This is a genomic window from uncultured Psychromonas sp., from assembly GCF_947489755.1.
In the GTDB taxonomy this organism is placed as follows: Bacteria; Pseudomonadota; Gammaproteobacteria; order Enterobacterales; family Psychromonadaceae; genus Psychromonas.
The window spans coordinates 89,842-107,977 of record NZ_CANLFB010000001.1; the positions used below are offsets into that span (position 1 = coordinate 89,842).

The 18,136-nt window shown below is 37.3% G+C and carries 12 protein-coding genes and 1 pseudogene; 5 read left to right on the forward strand and 8 right to left on the reverse strand.

Annotated features, from left to right (window positions below):
• Positions 1 to 4: 4 nt before the first annotated feature.
• Complete coding sequence (locus Q0794_RS00505; RefSeq protein WP_298939418.1) at positions 5 to 868, reverse strand: phospholipase A; 864 nt, start codon at positions 866 to 868, stop codon at positions 5 to 7.
• A gap of 128 nt (positions 869 to 996) precedes the next feature.
• Between Q0794_RS00505 and recG the strand changes: the two genes are divergently transcribed.
• Positions 997 to 3,069 carry an ATP-dependent DNA helicase RecG gene (gene recG, locus Q0794_RS00510; protein ID WP_298939419.1) on the forward strand — a complete coding sequence of 691 codons (2,073 nt, stop codon included), beginning with the start codon at positions 997 to 999 and terminating at the stop codon, positions 3,067 to 3,069.
• Positions 3,070 to 3,138: 69 nt separating this feature from the next.
• Here recG and glnG read toward each other — a convergent pair whose 3' ends face one another.
• The 5 genes from glnG to glnA all read right to left on the reverse strand — a co-directional run bounded on the left by glnG (position 3,139) and on the right by glnA (position 10,211).
• Positions 3,139 to 4,542 carry a nitrogen regulation protein NR(I) gene (glnG, locus tag Q0794_RS00515; RefSeq protein ID WP_298939420.1) on the reverse strand — a complete coding sequence of 468 codons (1,404 nt, stop codon included), beginning with the start codon at positions 4,540 to 4,542 and terminating at the stop codon, positions 3,139 to 3,141.
• Between the two features lie 34 nt (positions 4,543 to 4,576).
• Positions 4,577 to 5,638, reverse strand: coding sequence for a nitrogen regulation protein NR(II) (gene glnL / locus Q0794_RS00520; RefSeq protein WP_298939421.1), 1,062 nt, complete (start codon positions 5,636 to 5,638; stop codon positions 4,577 to 4,579).
• A gap of 12 nt (positions 5,639 to 5,650) precedes the next feature.
• Complete coding sequence (locus Q0794_RS00525; protein ID WP_298939422.1) at positions 5,651 to 6,172, reverse strand: DUF4124 domain-containing protein; 522 nt, start codon at positions 6,170 to 6,172, stop codon at positions 5,651 to 5,653.
• A 246-nt stretch (positions 6,173 to 6,418) separates the two neighbouring features.
• Positions 6,419 to 8,590, reverse strand: a complete 2,172-nt coding sequence (locus Q0794_RS00530) for a glutamine synthetase III (RefSeq protein WP_298939423.1) — start codon at positions 8,588 to 8,590, stop codon at positions 6,419 to 6,421.
• A gap of 202 nt (positions 8,591 to 8,792) precedes the next feature.
• Positions 8,793 to 10,211, reverse strand: coding sequence for a glutamate--ammonia ligase (gene glnA / locus Q0794_RS00535; RefSeq protein ID WP_298939424.1), 1,419 nt, complete (start codon positions 10,209 to 10,211; stop codon positions 8,793 to 8,795).
• Between the two features lie 452 nt (positions 10,212 to 10,663).
• Between glnA and typA the strand changes: the two genes are divergently transcribed.
• From typA to dtd, 3 genes are all read left to right on the forward strand, one after another.
• A complete protein-coding gene (gene typA / locus Q0794_RS00540) occupies positions 10,664 to 12,487 on the forward strand; it encodes a translational GTPase TypA (protein WP_298939425.1) in 1,824 nt (607 codons plus the stop codon).
• A gap of 347 nt (positions 12,488 to 12,834) precedes the next feature.
• The gene (locus tag Q0794_RS00545) at positions 12,835 to 13,725 is read left to right on the forward strand and encodes a virulence factor BrkB family protein (RefSeq protein ID WP_298939426.1); all 891 of its coding nucleotides are present in this window, start codon (positions 12,835 to 12,837) and stop codon (positions 13,723 to 13,725) included.
• On the forward strand, positions 13,722 to 14,159 hold the full coding sequence (gene dtd / locus Q0794_RS00550) for a D-aminoacyl-tRNA deacylase (protein ID WP_298939427.1): 438 nt from the start codon (positions 13,722 to 13,724) through the stop codon (positions 14,157 to 14,159). The genes Q0794_RS00545 and dtd overlap by 4 nt, the downstream gene beginning before the upstream one ends.
• A gap of 76 nt (positions 14,160 to 14,235) precedes the next feature.
• Here the strand turns inward: dtd and Q0794_RS00555 are convergent, their stop codons facing one another.
• Both Q0794_RS00555 and Q0794_RS18260 read right to left on the reverse strand, forming a co-directional pair.
• Positions 14,236 to 14,679, reverse strand: a complete 444-nt coding sequence (locus Q0794_RS00555) for a hypothetical protein (RefSeq protein ID WP_298939428.1) — start codon at positions 14,677 to 14,679, stop codon at positions 14,236 to 14,238.
• A gap of 21 nt (positions 14,680 to 14,700) precedes the next feature.
• Positions 14,701 to 14,916: pseudogene (locus Q0794_RS18260) on the reverse strand (type IV pilin protein); the annotation flags it as partial.
• Between the two features lie 248 nt (positions 14,917 to 15,164).
• On the opposite strand from Q0794_RS18260, the gene Q0794_RS00560 reads away from it, so the two are divergent.
• Positions 15,165 to 18,056 (forward strand): insulinase family protein, encoded by a 2,892-nt coding sequence (locus tag Q0794_RS00560; RefSeq protein WP_298939429.1) that lies wholly within the window; start codon positions 15,165 to 15,167, stop codon positions 18,054 to 18,056.
• Positions 18,057 to 18,136: the final 80 nt, after the last annotated feature.

Genomic DNA, 18,136 nt, shown 5'->3' on the forward strand with positions numbered 1-18,136 from the left:
GGCTTTATAAAAAGTCAGCAATTGATATCCCCAAACCTACAGTATTAGTATATTCATCATATTCGACTAGGCTGTTGCCATAACCTGAAAAAGCCTGCACGTAACCTTTTACTTGTCCGTACAGTGGAAAACTCCACGACGCTTTTATCGATCCTTTACTAAAGTTACTTTCAATATTGTTACGACTAGTGATAGAAAACACATGTTTATTATATTTATAAGCGGCAATAATTTGTCCGTGCCCGTAATAGTCTAATAGATCAGGGTTATCATCATCCGAATCTTCAAATCGGTACCAAGGATTCACTGCGATAACTAAGTTATTATTATCAAATATCAAGCTGCCATTAAGGCGGTTCCAACTACGGGATGTTGGTTCAGTTTTCCCATTGGATTGATGGGTAAATCCAAAGCTCGCAGCTTTAAATCGCCAACCTAACCCTAACTCTTGATCAGACTCCCATATTAAAAAAGCTTCAGGTTCATAATTTGTTTCACGAAAAGGCGATGAATATTCAGTGTTATAAGCTTGCCAATAAGAGAGTTGGGTATAAGCAACATAACCGGAGATAGGTAAACTTCCAATCTGGTGGAATAGCGGTACTTTAAAGCTAATTTGAAACTTCACTTCTAGGCGTTGTGAGGTGCTGTCATTTTCTTGCAGTTTTTCATTAAAATAAAACGGCAATAAATAGTTTGGTTTATGCGGTATAATTGAGAAGTTATATCGTTCACTTTTAACTTCATCCTCTATACGTTCATCAATTGCGCTGGGCTCTTCAGATGTATCTATTATAGGTTCATCGTTTATCGTTTCAGAAAATGCTGTAGAGTTACAAAAAATTAACATAAAAAAAATAAAACGCATGTCCTTCGCCTTAAAAAAATTATTAGTGGATAGTAGTTTACGCATAAACTATGGTTGATAAAGGTTAAGTCTAAATTATTGTCAGTATACGCACAGAAGATTAAATAGATCAGTTATTAAGGTAGAAAATGAAGCTAAATAAAATACCTTTATCAGCACTTAAAGGTGTTGGTGCTAAAGTTGCCGAAAGACTCAGCAAAATAGGCTTAAACTCAGTCGAAGACATGCTGTTTCATTTACCGTTGCATTATCAAGATCGTACTCGATTATATCCAATCAAGGATATTAAAGATGGAATGCAAGTAAGCGTGCAAGGCGAAGTGGTTAGCTGCCAAGTGCAATTTGGAAAACGCCGTATTTTAAAGTGTAAGATCAGCGATGGGGAAGGTATTGCCACATTAAACTTCTTTCATTTTAATGCCGGGCAAAAAAATGCCTTTAAAGAAGGACAGTGGATACAATGCTTTGGTGAATTTAAACGAGGTTATCAAGGTTTAGAGGTGACTCATCCTGAATATTCTTTAGTGGGTGAAAACGCGGCGACATCCGTTGAAGAAGCACTGACTCCTATCTATCCAAGTACAGAAGGGCTGAAACAAAATAGTTTACGACAGTTAACCGATCAAGCGTTGCAACATTTGCAACAAAATCAAGTTGAAGAACTTATACCCACTGCTTTATTAACACATCCTATTAGTTTGTATGATGCATTAATGACGATTCATCGTCCGCCTCCTTCTGCGAGTATTGAACAATTAGAAGATCGCTCTCATCCAGCACAACAGCGTTTAATTATTGAAGAGTTACTCGCACAACAAATTAGTATGTTGGCATTACGTCAGCAAGCACAGCAACATCATTCGCCTGTGCTTAAACAAACTGACCAGTTATCCAAACAGTTATTAAAAAACTTACCTTTTTCACCAACGGGCGCTCAACAACGTGTAAATCTTGAGATCCAACAAGATTTAATGACTGATGTGCCAATGATGCGTCTAGTACAGGGTGATGTAGGATCAGGTAAAACATTAGTGGCTGCTTTGGCGGCATTAACTGCGATTGAAGCAGGGTATCAAGTCGCGTTAATGGCACCAACAGAATTGCTAGCTGAACAGCATCTATTGAATTTTCAAAATTGGTTTGAGCCTTTAGGGGTTCGTGTTGGAATGCTATCAGGAAAAATGAAAGTAAAAGAGAAACGCGATCAAGCTGAAAACATTACATTAGGCTTATCAAAAATGGTGGTGGGAACACACGCGTTATTTTCAGACAATGTTAAGTTTCATAACTTAGCGTTAATTATTGTCGATGAACAACATCGTTTTGGGGTTCATCAACGTTTATCTCTACGTGAAAAAGGCATTAACAACGGCTTCGTACCTCATCAATTAACCATGACGGCCACACCGATTCCTCGTACCTTAGCAATGACAGCTTACGCTGACTTAAGTGTCTCTGTGATCGATGAACTACCACCGGGCAGAACACCGATTAAAACCGTTGCTCTTGCTGATACAAGACGTGATGAAATTATTCAACGCGTCTATAAAGCCTGCAAAGAAGAAGGTCGTCAAGCTTATTGGGTTTGTACGTTGATCGAAGAATCTGAAGCCTTAGAATGCCAAGCCGCTGAAGATACGGCTAATGATTTACAACTCGCATTAACGGATTTAAGAATTGGTTTAGTGCATGGACGAATGAAAGCCGCTGAAAAACAATATGTGATGGATGCGTTTAAAGCGGGAGAATTAGATTTATTAGTCGCGACAACGGTGATTGAAGTGGGTGTAGATGTACCTAATTCAAGCTTGATGATCATCGAAAACCCTGAACGTTTAGGTTTGGCACAATTACATCAACTACGTGGGCGAGTAGGGCGTGGAAAAGTGGCAAGTCATTGTGTTTTATTATACAAGTATCCCTTGTCAAAAACCGCGTTAAAACGTTTAAATGTATTACGTGAAAGTAATGATGGTTTTTATATCGCAGAACAAGATTTGGCTATTCGAGGGCCGGGTGAAGTGTTAGGGACTAAACAAACGGGCATTGCCGATATGAAAATTGCTGATTTGTTAAGAGATCAAGCGTTATTGCCACAAGTACAGCAACTTGCACACACATTGATACAACATCATCCCGAATACATAAGCCCACTTGTTGAGCGTTGGTTAGGCGATAAACCAGTGTATGCGCAGGTTTAAATAATAAAAATACTCGTAGATATTGAGTACGAGTATTTTTATTGCGGTCGTTGCTTTCAGCAAATAAAGCTAATCAGATAAATTAAGCTCTTTTAGCTTACGAGTCAGGGTGTTTCTTCCCCAGCCTAGTAGCTTAGCGGCTTCATGCTTTTTGCCTTGGGTATGCTTTAAGGCGCTTTGTAGCATTATTTTTTCAAACTCAGGTAATAGTTGACCTAAAATATTACTTTCACCATTTTTAAGTTGTGCATCAGCCCATTTTTTTAAACTTTCTTGCCATATTACTGGCTCACCTTCTTGATGCGGTGTTTCTTGTTCACTTAATTCAGGCGGTAAGTCGCTAATATGAACTTCTTGACCACTAGACATAACAGTTAACCAACGACAAATATTCTCTAATTGTCTAACGTTACCAGGCCACGGTAAATCACTAAGGTAATTGATCGTTACTTTAGTCAGTATCTTACTTTCAACGGTTAACTCATTAGCAATGCTGTGTAAAAAGTGATTTGCTAGTAATGGTATATCTTCACGGCGCTCTTTTAATGCTGGCAATTGTAAGCGAATAACATTTAAACGGTGAAATAAATCTTCGCGGAAGTCACCGCTGAGTACTTTCTTCTCTAAGTTTTGGTGGGTCGCTGCAATAATACGGACATCGACTTTAATGGCTTGGTGACCACCAACACGATAGAACTGACCATCTGCTAATACGCGCAATAAACGCGTTTGTACGTCTAATGGCATATCACCTATTTCATCTAAAAAAAGTGTTCCGCCATCAGCTTGTTCAAATCGACCTTGTCGATTGGCTGCAGCACCTGTAAAGGCACCTTTTTCATGACCAAATAATTCAGCTTCTATCAATTCTTTAGGAATAGCGGCCATATTTAAAGCAATAAATGTTTCATTTTTACGTGGGCTATGTTTATGCAATGCTTGAGCAACGAGTTCTTTACCTGTACCTGATTGGCCATTAATCAAGACACTCATGCTAGAGCGAGATAAGCGACCAATAACTCTGAATACTTCTTGCATTGCAGGTGCTTCACCAATAATTTCTGGCGTTGCAATAGGTTGTTGAACTGGCTTTTTTTGTTGCTTTAATTCTTTACTATGACTAATTGCACGTTTAATTAAGTCAGTTGCTTCATGAATATCAAAAGGTTTTGGTAAATATTCAAATGCACCACTTTGATAAGCATTAACGGCACTGTCTAAGTCGGAATGTGCGGTCATGATAATAATTGGAATCAAAGGATAACGCTGGTGGATTTTTTGCATTAACTCTAAGCCATCAATACCTGGCATGCGCACATCTGAAATAATAATTTCAGGCTGCTCAATTAATAATTGTTGCCATAAGCATTCTGCATCAGGGAAACTAGCATATTCGATATTCTCTGCTTTTAACGTGCGTTCTAATACCCAGCGAATGGCGTGGTCATCATCTACAATCCAAGCTGCCATCATAGTTCCTTATTTATTATTATGTGTACACTAAAAGTTAAATGGGTAAGTAAACCGAAAACTCGGTATGACCTTTACAACTATTAAACTCAATACGTCCATGATGCTGTTTAATCAATTCTTGTGCGATCGATAGCCCTAAACCAGTGCCATCTTTACGTCCTGTTACCATCGGATAAAATAATGTGTTTCTAATATGCATCGGTATACCTGGTCCGGTATCGATTATTTTAATTTCGGTTGCCAAGCGCTGTGGTAGCCCATTAATTGTTATTTGATTTGCAGTGCGAGTACGCAGTGTAATTGAGTGCTGCTCTGGCTGGCTTTGTAATGCTTGTACTGCATTCTGAACAATATTTAAAAATGCTTGCTGTAATTGATCTGATTCCATTTCAAAATCTGGAATACTTGGATCATAATCAATATGGATTTTCACATTATCAGGTAAATCTAAGTTCACTAATTTGCGCACGCTTTCTAAGACTGAATGAATATTATGAATGCGCTTTTCACCTAGTTTTTGAGGCCCTAACAAACGATTGACTAAGGCGCTTAATCTGTCGGCTTGCTCAATAATAATTTGTGTAAATTCTTTTAATTCTGGATCAGGTAATTCTGCTTCTAATAGCTGAGCGGCACCACGTAATCCACCTAATGGGTTTTTAATTTCATGGGCTAAGCCTCGCACTAGCTCTTGTGCTGCTTTTTGTTGGTGCTCTTGATAATGAACCTGACTAATACGTTTTTGTTGCTCGATACAACGCATTTCAATGATGATATATTTTGTTAATTTTGTATCTATATAACTGGCACTTAAATCAATTAATAGTGGGTGACCATCAATAAATAAAGTGACCTCATTTTCTGTAAAAGATGACTCTTCTAGTAGTAGGTTTTTAATCGATTCAGGTGAGAAGTGAAACTGCTCTGCAAGCACTTGCAGGTTCTGACCATATAAGCGTTGTTTGCTTTGTGACAACAACTGTTCACTTGCAGGGTTCGCGTAGATTAGATTTAATGATGCATCTAACGCTACAAATGCAGTTTTTGCTTCTTCAATAAAAGTAAAAATAAGATCGAGACTAGGTTCTTTTGACATATTTTCTATAATCTACTTAATAACGGATATACGTTGTAAATGTATCGTAACAACTTGTGTTGTTGCTAATATGTTGCTTCCTTCATCTAATAACTTGGCTTGTATTTGGTGCGTTCCTCGATCAATATTTAATGCTCGAATTGTCGGTGATATTTGCGGCAAACCTAATGCCTGACCATCTAAAAAGAGTTGTAAGCGTTGAGTGCTTTTCTTTTCAGGTGTTGTTTTAACGTGAACTTCTAACGTGCCATTATTACTTCTTATTGCAACATCATCTTTAGGTGTTGTTATTTCTGCTTGGTATTTAATAATCTCTTCTTTATTGGAGCTTGTATTGTTTATTTTTTTAGGCTGTTGCTCAGGTGTCGATACTAAATTTTTATTTTTAACGACTATTTCAGCTGTGCCAGGTGGTGCGGTATCTGCAAAATGAGTCTTACCGTCTGCATCAACCCAATGATAAATTTTCGTTTCTGCAGATGTTAAAGTCGCATAAAAACAAAGTAATATAACTAAAAAAAGAGAACACTTCATAATCAAAAACCTTAATAGTAAAAAACTCATTGTCGAACATATAAAAGGTTTAGACAATTAAAAAACATACAGTAAACGTAGTCGGTATATAAATATTAAGCTTTTATCACTATATCAGGTGAGCAAAGGTTAATATTTTCTATTCAAAATAATAGGTATATTAGAAGGTGATTTGTCATTCAGTAAACAATAAGGAGTGAGCTATTACTCACTCCTTTTATATTGTTTATTTATTTTTATTAATATTTATTTAATAAATAACATTTCTGAGTATTTCGGTAGTGGCCATAGTTCATCAGCGACTAATAACTCAAGTGCATCAGCATGTTCACGAGCTTCACCCATTAATGGACAAATAATATCGGCACTATGACGCATGTGAGCTTCAGTATCTGCGAAGTCATGTTTAGCGATTTCAGTTTCAAGTTTTGCAACTGCCGCTAATAGACCATTAATATGTTCTGCAATCTGTTTTGCGATTGTTGAATCTAATTCAATGCCTAGATCTAACGTTGAAGCAGAAGCAAGTGTTAACTCAGATACATAAGTGATAGCAGCTGGGTAGATTTTAGTTTTAGCAATATCAATAACTAATTTAGCTTCAACTTCAATCGCTAAGTTGTATTGTTCTGCGTAAACTTCGTAACGACTTTCTAGTTCAACTGGTGATAAAACACCTGTGCTTTCGAATAGTTCAATGACTTCAGCTGATTTAAATGCAGGTAGCGCATCTGCAGTTGTTGGAATGTTTTTCAGGCCACGTTCTTCAACAGCCGCTTTATGCCATTCTTCAGAATATCCGTCACCACCAAACACAGCATTACCGTGTAATTCCATCAACTCTTTTAATACTGTAATAACAGCCGCAGTTTGATCTTCAGTTTTTAAAGCAACTTCTAATTTTTCTGCAATCCAGTTTAATGAATCTGCAAGCATTGTATTCATCGCAACTAATGGACCAGATACTGATTGCTCAGAACCTACTGCGCGGAATTCAAAACGGTTACCAGTGAAGGCAAATGGTGAAGTACGGTTACGGTCACCTGGATCACGGTCAAAGTTAAGTATTTGGTCAAGACCTAAGTCCATTTCGCCGCCGTCAGTACACGTTGTTAATTTACCTGTTTTGATTTCGTCATATACTTTTTCTAACTGGTCACCTAGGTAAACAGAAAGGATAGCAGGTGGCGCTTCATTTGCACCCAAACGATGATCATTACCAGCAGAAGCGATAACTGCACGTAGTAATGGACCGAATTTATGTACACCACGAATTACCGCACCACAGAATAATAAGAACTGTAGGTTTTTATGTGGTGTTTTACCTGGGTCAAGTAAGTTACCTTGTGTGCTGTTACCAACAGACCAGTTAACGTGTTTACCTGAGCCATTAACACCAGCAAATGGTTTTTCATGTAATAGACATAGGAAGCCGTGCTCTTTAGCCGTTTGCTTCATCATTGTCATTAGCAATTGTTGTTGATCAGCACCCACGTTTGCTGCGCCGTAGTAAGGTGCAATTTCAAATTGACCTGGTGCTACTTCGTTATGATGAGTTTTAGCTGGGATACCTAGTTTGTATAGTTTGTCTTCAAAATCTTGCATGAACACTTGAACACGTGCTGGGATGGCACCGAAGTAGTGATCATCAAATTGTTGACCTTTCGCTGGTGCAGCACCAAATAGTGTACGACCTGTTAATAGTAGGTCTGGACGTGCATTTGCGAAGTTTTCATCAATTAAGAAGTATTCTTGCTCAGGACCACAGCTTGAATCTAATGCTGCTACGTCTGTTTCACCCATTAATTTAAGTACTTTCTGCGCCGCTTCATTCATTGCTGAATTCGAACGTAAAAGTGGGATTTTTTTATCTAGCGCTTCACCCGTCCATGACATGAATACACTTGGAATCATTAATGTTGCACCATTCGCAGTATGCTGAATGTATGCAGGGCTCGTTGGATCCCATGCTGTATAACCACGCGCTGCGTTAGTCATACGTAGGCTACCATTAGGGAAAGATGAACCATCTGGTTCGCCTTTAATTAGTAAGCTACCAGTGAATTCATTGATAGCGTTACCGTCTGAATTGGTCAGGATGAATGCATCATGCTTTTCAGCTGTGATGTTAGTCATTGGGTAGAATACATGAGAGAAGAACTTAGCGCCTTTTGATAAAGCCCAATCTTTCATTGCTGCAGCAATAATATCAGCAGTTGCATTATCTAATGCTACGCCTGTTTTAACTGTTTTCTTAATTGCTTTAAATGCATTTTTTGATACAGCTTCTTCCATTTTTGCCAAATTAAAAACATCAGTTGCCCAGATTTGATTTAGTGGCTCAGTTTGAGCGACCTCTTTTGGTGCACGATTAGTAATTTGTTCAATTGCTTGAAGACGGACTTGATTTCCACTCATGTATTGCTCCTTGCAGCAGTATTAGTACTGCTTGTTAATAATTTAGTTATTTCATACGACAAATATGAAAAGATAGTCTATAGCTAGCAAAAAACAGACCAATTTGGTTTTTTAGAAAAAAGTAGTATAAATGAAGGGAGTAGAACGAAAAAAGGACCGCAATGCGGTCCTTTTGGATTATTAGTCGTATTAAGTTTTTACATTATACGCTGTAGTATAAATCAAACTCTTTTGGATGCGTTGCTTGTGATACCGCTTGGCATTCAGCCATTTTAAGCTCAATGAAGGCATCAATAGCTTCATTTGAGAACACGCCACCTTCGATAAGGAAGTCACGGTCAGCGTCTAGTGCCGCAAGTGCTTCTTCAAAAGAAACAGCAACTTGTGGAATCGCATCAGCTTCTTCTTTAGGTAGATCGTATAAATCTTTATCTAAAGAGTCACCAGGGTGGATCTTGTTTTTGATACCGTCAAGACCGGCCATCAACATTGCAGAGAAACCTAGGTAAGGGTTCATTGTTGGGTCTGGGAAACGTACTTCGATACGTGCTGCACGTGCAGTTGGTACGATTGGAATACGAATAGAGGCAGAACGGTTACCAGCAGAGTATGCCAGCATTACTGGCGCTTCAAAACCAGGGATAAGACGTTTGTATGAGTTAGTTGACGCATTAGTGAAGGCATTAAGCGCTTTAGCATGCTTGATGATACCACCGATGTAATAAAGTGCCATTTCAGATAGACCGCCGTACTGGTCACCTGAGAACAAGTTAACGCCATCTTTACCTAGAGACTGGTGACAATGGTTACCAGAACCGTTATCGCCAACAAGAGGCTTAGGCATAAATGTTGCTGTTTGGCCGTATGCGTGAGCAACGTTATGTACAACATATTTGTAAATTTGGATTTCGTCTGCTTTTTCAACCATTGTGTTGAAACGACATGCGATTTCATTCTGGCCTGCAGTAGCAACTTCATGGTGATGCGCTTCAACAACTAAGCCCATTTCTTCCATGATTAAACACATAGCTGAACGGATGTTTTGAGCTGAATCAACAGGTGCTACTGGGAAGTAACCGCCTTTGATGCCAGGACGGTGACCGGTGTTACCTTCTTCATAAGAAGTACCTGAGTTCCACGCTGCTTCTTTTGCATCTACTGAGTAGAATGCACCTGCAATGCTGTTACCGTATTTAACGTCGTCAAATAGGAAAAATTCTGGTTCTGGGCCAAATAAAACAGTATCAGCGATACCTGTAGAACGCATGTATGCTTCAGCGCGTTTAGCAACTGAACGAGGGTCACGGTCGTAACCTAACATTGTTTTTGGCTCTAATACGTCACAACGTAAGTTTAACGTCGCATCGTCTGTAAATGGGTCCAATACTGCTGTTGAAGGAACTGGCATAAGTACCATGTCAGAATCTTGAATGCCTTTCCAGCCTGCAATTGAAGAGCCATCGAACATCTTACCTTCTTCAAAAAAGTCTTCAGTTACTTGGTGGTGTGGAACCGATACGTGTTGCTCTTTACCATGTGTATCAGTAAAGCGTAAATCAACGAATTTTACGTCTTGCTCTTGAATAAGCGTTAGAACGTCTTGGATTGTTTGTACAGACATGTTGTAGAACCTCATTTGACATCGAAATTTGTAGGGATGATAAAATAGAACTCATCAATGAAACTTACCATCAATCTAGATTTATTACACATTAAATTAGCGAATAGTATGCCAAGTTAACGAAGTCTATTATACCTAGGTTTATCTTTTTCGATATGGTGCTACCTTGTCTTTTTTTGCACCAATTTGGTGCTTAAGCGGATCTTTTTGGTGCCTTCTGTGGTGAGCCTCTTACTTCGCTCTACTTTTTCTTACTTTTAGGCATTTAAGGTAACTGTGACCGACTTAAAACTTTCTATTTTTGAAATTATGTTTACAATGTGCGCACATTTGGCTATATCACTTTAAGTGCTTTCATAGCCTAAATTCTTTTTGTACCAATTAAATAAAAATAGGACTCTTCTGTTTTTATTTAATTGGTATTTTTATAGTAGTTATTTTTGAGGCGCATCATGTCGTTAGATAAATTAAGAAATATAGCCATCATTGCTCACGTTGACCATGGTAAAACAACATTGGTTGATAAACTGTTAGAGCAGTCTGGTACTTTGGATTCACGTGGTGATAATGAAGAACGTGTAATGGATTCTAACGATCTTGAAAAAGAACGTGGTATTACTATCCTTGCAAAAAATACAGCAATCGTATGGAACGATTACCATATCAATATCGTAGACACGCCTGGACATGCCGATTTCGGTGGTGAAGTAGAGCGTATTCTATCTATGGTAGACAGTGTATGTCTTATCGTTGATGCGGTTGATGGTCCAATGCCACAAACTCGCTTTGTAACGCAAAAAGCATTTGCACACGGTCTTAAGCCAATTGTTGTTATCAACAAAATTGATAAGCCTGGTGCTCGTCCTGAATGGGTAATGGATCAAGTATTTGATTTATTTGACAACCTAGGCGCGACTGATGAGCAATTAGACTTCCAAGTGGTTTATGCTTCTGCATTAAACGGTTGGGCAAGTACTGATATGGACACTCAAAAAGATAACATGGAAGATTTATTCCAAACTATCGTTGATACTGTTGCTCCACCAGAAGCGGATCGCGATGGCGACTTCCAAATGCAAATCTCTCAGCTTGATTACAACTCTTACGTAGGTGTTATCGGTGTTGGTCGTATTACACGTGGTCACGTTAAAGTAAACCAAGCGGTTACTATTATTGGTGCTGACGGTAAAGAACGTAAAGGCAAAGTAGGTCAAGTATTAGGTTACTTAGGTCTAGAACGTCATGATATTGAATATGGTGAAGCTGGCGACATTATTGCAATTAGTGGTTTAGGCGAGCTTAAAATCTCTGACACTATCTGTGCACAAAACAATGTTGAAGCAATGACGCCATTAACTGTTGATGAACCAACGGTAACAATGACTTTCCAAGTAAACAACTCTCCATTCTGTGGTAAAGAAGGTAAGTTCGTTACATCACGTAACATTCTTGACCGTTTGAATAAAGAGCTTGTACATAACGTTGCACTTAAAGTAGAAGAAACTGCCGATCCTGATAAATTCAAAGTATCTGGTCGTGGTGAGCTACATTTAGGTATCTTAATTGAAAACATGCGTCGTGAAGGTTTTGAGCTAGCAGTATCTCGTCCTGAAGTTATCGAACGTATGATTGATGGTCAGTTACATGAGCCAATGGAAACATTGACAGTTGACTGTGAAGAAGCACATCAAGGTTCAATCATGGAACAATTAGGTATCCGTAAAGCGGAACTAACTAACATGATTCCTGATGGTAAAGGTCGTGTACGTTTAGACTTTATGATTCCAAGTCGTGGTTTAATCGGTTTCCAAACTGAGTTCATGACAATCACATCTGGTTCTGGTCTTTTATACCATAGCTTTGATCACTACGGTCTACATAAAGGCGGTACAATTGGTCAACGTCAAAATGGTGTAATGGTTTGTAATCAAACTGGTAAAGCGGTTACATACTCACTATTCTTCTTACAAGATCGTGGTCGTTTATTCCTAGGTCATGCTACAGAAGTTTACGAAGGTCAAATCATCGGTATTCATAACCGTTCAAACGATTTAACAGTTAACTGTATTCGTGGTAAACAGCTTACTAACGTTCGTTCTTCTGGTACAGATGAAGCGCAAACACTTTCACCAGCAATCATTCTAACGCTTGAACAAGCGCTTGAATTTATTGATGTTGATGAATTAGTAGAAGTAACGCCGTTAAGCATTCGTATCCGTAAGAAATTACTGGGTGAGAATGAACGTAAGCGTGCAGCTCGTCCTACTAAAGGTTAATTCGTTTCTTTAAACGATAAATAACCTATTATTAAGGTCTTACTTCGGTAAGGCCTTTTTTTTGTTTACGATTTACAGGTATAGTAATACTTACCTGACTAATTAAGGGCTCTATTTTGCTTGTTAAAATAACTTATTTCTTCTTTGTAAGTTTCGTACAAGCAGGGTTCAATCATTAATGAATTAACATTGTTTAGTTAACTCTCGACAGACGATTAACGAAGTTAATCTTTGAAAGGCCTTAACTTACACCTTAAACTAAGCCATTATTTCTGCGTAAAACGTAGAGCTCTTATTTATCTAATCGGTATAAACATTCGATAACAAACTTATTTAGGGATGCTATTTTGCAATTACAACAGCAAGTATTAGTACAGAAAATAAAACTATTTTATAACTATTGTATATTTTTATGGAAACGTAGCCAGGAAGATAATATTAAGGTTCCTGCGGGCCACTTGGCTTATGTCACCTTACTTTCAATCGTACCTTGTCTTGCCGTCGTTTTTTATATGTTGTCTGCTTTTCCCATGTTTTCTGAATTAAATAAAATTATAGAAGATCTTATTTACAATAACTTTGTACCCACTGCCGGCAGTGCGGTTAAAGAGCATATGACAGGGTTTATAGAAAATACTAAACAAATGAGTATGGTAGGTATCGCCTCGCTCGTGGTGATTGCTTTACTATTGATCTCTACTATTGATCAAACTCTTAATCGTATTTGGCGTTGTGATAGAAAACGTTCTACAGTACATGCCTTTACTATCTATTGGACTATTTTAAGCTTAGGTCCCATCATCATTGGTGGCAGTATTGCACTAAGCTCATATCTTGTTTCTATTGTAAAAACGGATGGTTTTTTATCCGTAGGGCAACAATTACTGAGCTTTATGCCTTTTATCTTCGCTTGGTTAGCATTTGCGGGTGTTTATACTTTAGTTCCTCACCAGCGTGTTACTTTTCGTTATGCGTTAATTGGCGGATTTGTTGCCGCGCTTTTATTTAATCTAGCGACAGATCTTTTTAGCCTTTATATTACTAACTTTCCTTCTCAACAAATCATTTATGGTGCGCTTGCCGTTATCCCTATCATGTTTGTTTGGATCTATTTCAGCTGGATAATTGTCTTAATCGGGGCTGAAGTGACAGCGACCTTAGAAGAATTTTTAGATGCCTCTGAAAAAGAAATAGATGAAGAAGAAAATGCATTAGAAGCACTTGAGAAAAACACATGATTGCAATGATTCAACGAGTAACAAATGCGTCAGTAACGGTAGAAAATGAAGTAGTCGGTGCAATAACACAGGGCTTATTAGTGTTATTGTGTGTTGAACAAGGGGATACAGACAAGCAATGCCAACGCTTGGCTGAAAAAGTCTTAGCATATCGTATTTTTGCAGATGACAATGGCAAAATGAATTTGAATGTGAAACAAGCGGAAGGGGATTTACTCGTTATTTCACAGTTTACGCTCGCGGCGGATACTAAAAAAGGTAATCGTCCAGGCTTTAGTAATGGTGCAGATCCAACGGAAGCAAAACGCTTGTATCAGCTCTTCAATGATCAATGCATTAAGCTAGGTTGCCATGTTGAAAATGGAATTTTTGCAGCAGATATGCAAGTGACTTCTACGAATGATGGACCGACTACTTTTTGGTTACAGGTTTAGTTTTTAGTTGAAGAAAGTAAGAAGATATATAGCTAGACAAGGTATTTCAATCATACCTTGTCTAATTTATTGAGGTTTAGAACCTGCGGGTGATTTCCACTGTGCTATCACCTGTGTTATCACCTATATTTGCAATAGCTATTTGTTCGTCGTAGTGTAAACCTATACTAGTATTTGTCACATCTACATAGTTACGGTATAGAGCCATATTGATCACCAGAGGCTTCTTTTTAACTGATGCTTCCGTTGCATAAGTAGCCATATATGAATCTGTATTACCTAACAAGGTTACACCGTAATCAGAGTTACTAGCCGATTGGTAATCTGAATATAAAGTAGTTCCAATGTTTCCATTACTATTGACTACTGATGAAGATGTAGTGCCATCATCATTTAGGTTGGTGATATTTCCATTAATTCGTACTTTAAAAGAACTCTCTGTAAGAATAGTTAATGTTGCACCTTCTTCTACTTTAATACTGCCACCTATAAAAGTATCTGTGCTTAAATAAATCGTCACATTACTATCGCTTTCTACAGTGACTTCATATTCATCATCTTCTAATGTGCTGAAACTTAGTGTGTAATGGGTATTGCTATAATCTCCAGCCGTTGCGCCTGCTCCTGAATAGATGCCATTGCGAGAGTAATAACGCTCTAATTTTTGACTTAACTTAACTATCGATTGTTGTGTTTCATAACGATAGTTTTGTTGTATTGATTTTACATACGATGCATAGGCAACTTGCGCTATTATTGGCTTGTAGAATGTTAGACAGGGAAAATTTAATCATATTTATATACCGATTCACTTTATCGTACTTTAGCTTATTATTAATTAAATATTACAAGATATACCTTGTAGGTATATTAGCTTAGTATGATAAATATACACAGCCCTCATTGATTTTATTAAGAGATGAGTAGTATTATTTTTGGGGAACTTGTAGCATAGTGCTCAGTCTTAATTATTGACTTCCACCTACAATTTAAAGAGCTCATCTAATGCTGTCTATTAAGCCTATCTATCTATTATTTAACTGTTTCTTTTTATGTTTTTCTACCTTTTTGCATGCCGCGACTAATACACAACCTGAGTCTTCTATGAAAAAATTCGAAATAATTAATAGTGCTATGAAACAGAGTCCAAATGATAAACGTGAGTATCAAGTAATTCGTCTTAAAAATGAGTTGGAAGTCTTATTAATCTCTGATCCAGATTTACAAAATAGTGCCGCTTCTTTATCTGTTCCTGTTGGTAGCATGCATAATCCTGATTCTCAATTGGGGTTAGCACACTATTTAGAGCATATGTTATTTCTTGGTTCAAAAAAGTATCCTGTCATCAATGAATACAGTCAATTTATGAGTCAAAATGGTGGGTATACCAATGCTTACACTGCACAAGATGCAACTGTATATGGCTTTGAAGTGAATGATAATGTATTTGGTGAAGCATTAGACAGATTAGGCGATGTAATGCATGCGCCTTTATTAGATGAAAAATATGCTGATAAAGAGCGTCATACCGTTAATGCTGAAAATGAAACGTATGTGGATAACGACATGCGTAAATTATATGCATTACAACGCTACTCATTAAACCCTGAACACCCAATGGCCCGTTTTAGTACGGGTGATTTAACAACTCTTGTTGATAAGCCTGGGAGTGTTTTACAGGAAGAGCTGGAGTTGTTCTTTAAACAAAACTATTCCGCTAACACAATGAAAGTGGCCTTAACAAGCCCTCGTTCAATTGAGAATATGCAAAAAATCGCGGTGAAATACTTAACGCAAATTCCAAATAATAATGTCACTAAACCGATCATAATGACGCCGCTTTTAACAGATGAGCAGTTAGCATTAGAAGTACAAATGAAGCCCACTGCAGAGCTCAAGTTATTACAAGTTAACTTTTTAGTGCCGAGTGTCAAAGATGAATATATGTATCAACCTGGTGGTTATATTAGTCGCTTATTAGGATCTGATCATAAAGGTGGTTTATCTGATTACTTACAAAAGCTTGGATTAGCAGAATCAGTTTCTGCTGGATTTTATGGTGCACACAGTGAACAGTATTCACAGTTTAGTATGACGTTTAAACTAACGAATAAAGGGTTAAGCAAACAAGATACGGTTATTGGGAGCTTATTTGCTTATATCCATTTAATTAAAGAGCAAGGTATCAACCAATTACAATATTCTGAACAAAAGAAAAGTTTGGATAACTATTTTCAATTTCTACCTAAGCAAGCCAGTTTTAACAATGTGATGTCTTTGGCTGCTAATATGCAACATTACCCTTTACAAGATCTCTTAGTTTATCCATATCGTTTAGATGAATTTAACCCTACGTTTATCACACAGTTAATCGGTTATTTAACACCAGAAAATAGTCGATTATTTGTTGTATCGCCAAACGCAGTGGTTAATAAAGATATCCCCTATTATAAAGGGAAGTATTCACAAGCAAAAATTAAAAAGTCACGTTTACAGCTGTGGCTTAACAAGGCAGCAACAATACAACCTGAATTGATCCTACCTGTTCGTAATGAGTGGTTACCTGAGAATTTAGTATTGGTTGAACAAGAGAAAAATAAAAAAGCGATACAACTTGTGAAGGAATCAGGTCTCTCTGTTTGGTTTAAACAAAGCCAACTAAAAGAACCTAAAGGCATTTATAAGTTACAGCTTAATAATGATCTTAATGATCAAACTCCTGCCGCTAGAGTTAAAATGAATTTGTTATTAAATATTTTACAAAAGCAATTAGCAGAACTAAGTTTTGTCACTCAAGAAGCAGGGTTAGGTTTCTCCATTAGTAGTAGTGATGGGTTACTGATTAGCACGAGTGGCTATAGTGATAAGCAGAGTAAGTTATTGTTGATGTTATTGACACACATTGAGAATATGAAGTTTGATGAGCAATCGTTGAGACTAGCGAAACAAGAATTAACACGCCGTTTAAATAATCAATCTAAAAGTAAAGCGATGGATTTAGGTTTAGATGGTTTTAGAAAAATCATTCGCCAGCCATCTTGGTCTGATCAAGCGTTATTAGCGCAGATTGATGGTGTAACAAGTGATGATTTAAGTGAGTTAATCAAACAGATATTGTCAACATCGAGTTTACGCTTATTAGCTTTAGGTAATTTTTCCACGTTAGATGTTTTGCAATTAACAGCAAAACTTAAACTTAAAGTGAAAATTCAACCTAATGCCTTTTATACGACGAAACGTTTGAAAGCAGACCCTCAGCAGGGGGCTTTAAATTACGTTCGTGAATCTGAGTTAGAAGATGATGCGTTGGTGAGTCTTTATTTAGCCAAAAACCAAGACATTATTTCATTAGCTAAAGCGGAGTTACTTAATAAACTCCTTAAGCCTGCTTTCTATGACCAAATTCGTACACAAGAGCAATTAACATATTCTCCCTTTACAGCAACAGTACAAGTAGATGAAAGTGTTGGGTTTGGTCTCTTTACGCAAAGTCCTGCGGTTGGCAGTGCAACATTATATGAACGCTTTCAAGTGTTCTTAGAAAATTTTAAAACGACTTTAATGGAAACAAAAGAAAGTGATTTTGAAGAAATAAAAAAAGCACATATTGCGAATTATTTAGCTAAACCAAGTAACTTGGGTACTGAGTTTTCTTACTTAACAGACGAATGGATGAGTAATAAAGAAAACATTGATACTAAATTACAACATGTTGCTAGATTAAAATCTGTTTCATTAAAACAAGTACAGCAGTATTACACTGATTTATTTTTTGATGCACAGGAAACACAGCAAATAATAGTGCAAGTGAAGGGTAAAAAGTTCAGCGAAGAGAAGCCTTTAGAATTAACCCCTCAGGTATCCATTTCAAATGTAGATGAACTTCCTAAACAATAAAAAAGTAATTAATTGTTAAGCATTGATATTGAAGAAAATATCAATGCTTTTTTATTTTAATTTTTCTGATCCTATTCCTT

Bases quoted from the DNA above. Each gene is read 5' to 3' on its own strand.
- Q0794_RS00505 (WP_298939418.1), bottom strand. From the start codon at position 868: ATGCGTTTTATTTTTTTTATGTTAATTTTTTGTAACTCTACAGCATTT.
- recG (WP_298939419.1), top strand. From the start codon at position 997: ATGAAGCTAAATAAAATACCTTTATCAGCACTTAAAGGTGTTGGTGCT.
- glnG (WP_298939420.1), bottom strand. From the start codon at position 4,542: ATGATGGCAGCTTGGATTGTAGATGATGACCACGCCATTCGCTGGGTA.
- glnL (WP_298939421.1), bottom strand. From the start codon at position 5,638: ATGTCAAAAGAACCTAGTCTCGATCTTATTTTTACTTTTATTGAAGAA.
- Q0794_RS00525 (WP_298939422.1), bottom strand. From the start codon at position 6,172: ATGAAGTGTTCTCTTTTTTTAGTTATATTACTTTGTTTTTATGCGACT.
- Q0794_RS00530 (WP_298939423.1), bottom strand. From the start codon at position 8,590: ATGAGTGGAAATCAAGTCCGTCTTCAAGCAATTGAACAAATTACTAAT.
- glnA (WP_298939424.1), bottom strand. From the start codon at position 10,211: ATGTCTGTACAAACAATCCAAGACGTTCTAACGCTTATTCAAGAGCAA.
- typA (WP_298939425.1), top strand. From the start codon at position 10,664: ATGTCGTTAGATAAATTAAGAAATATAGCCATCATTGCTCACGTTGAC.
- dtd (WP_298939427.1), top strand. From the start codon at position 13,722: ATGATTGCAATGATTCAACGAGTAACAAATGCGTCAGTAACGGTAGAA.
- Q0794_RS00560 (WP_298939429.1), top strand. From the start codon at position 15,165: ATGCTGTCTATTAAGCCTATCTATCTATTATTTAACTGTTTCTTTTTA.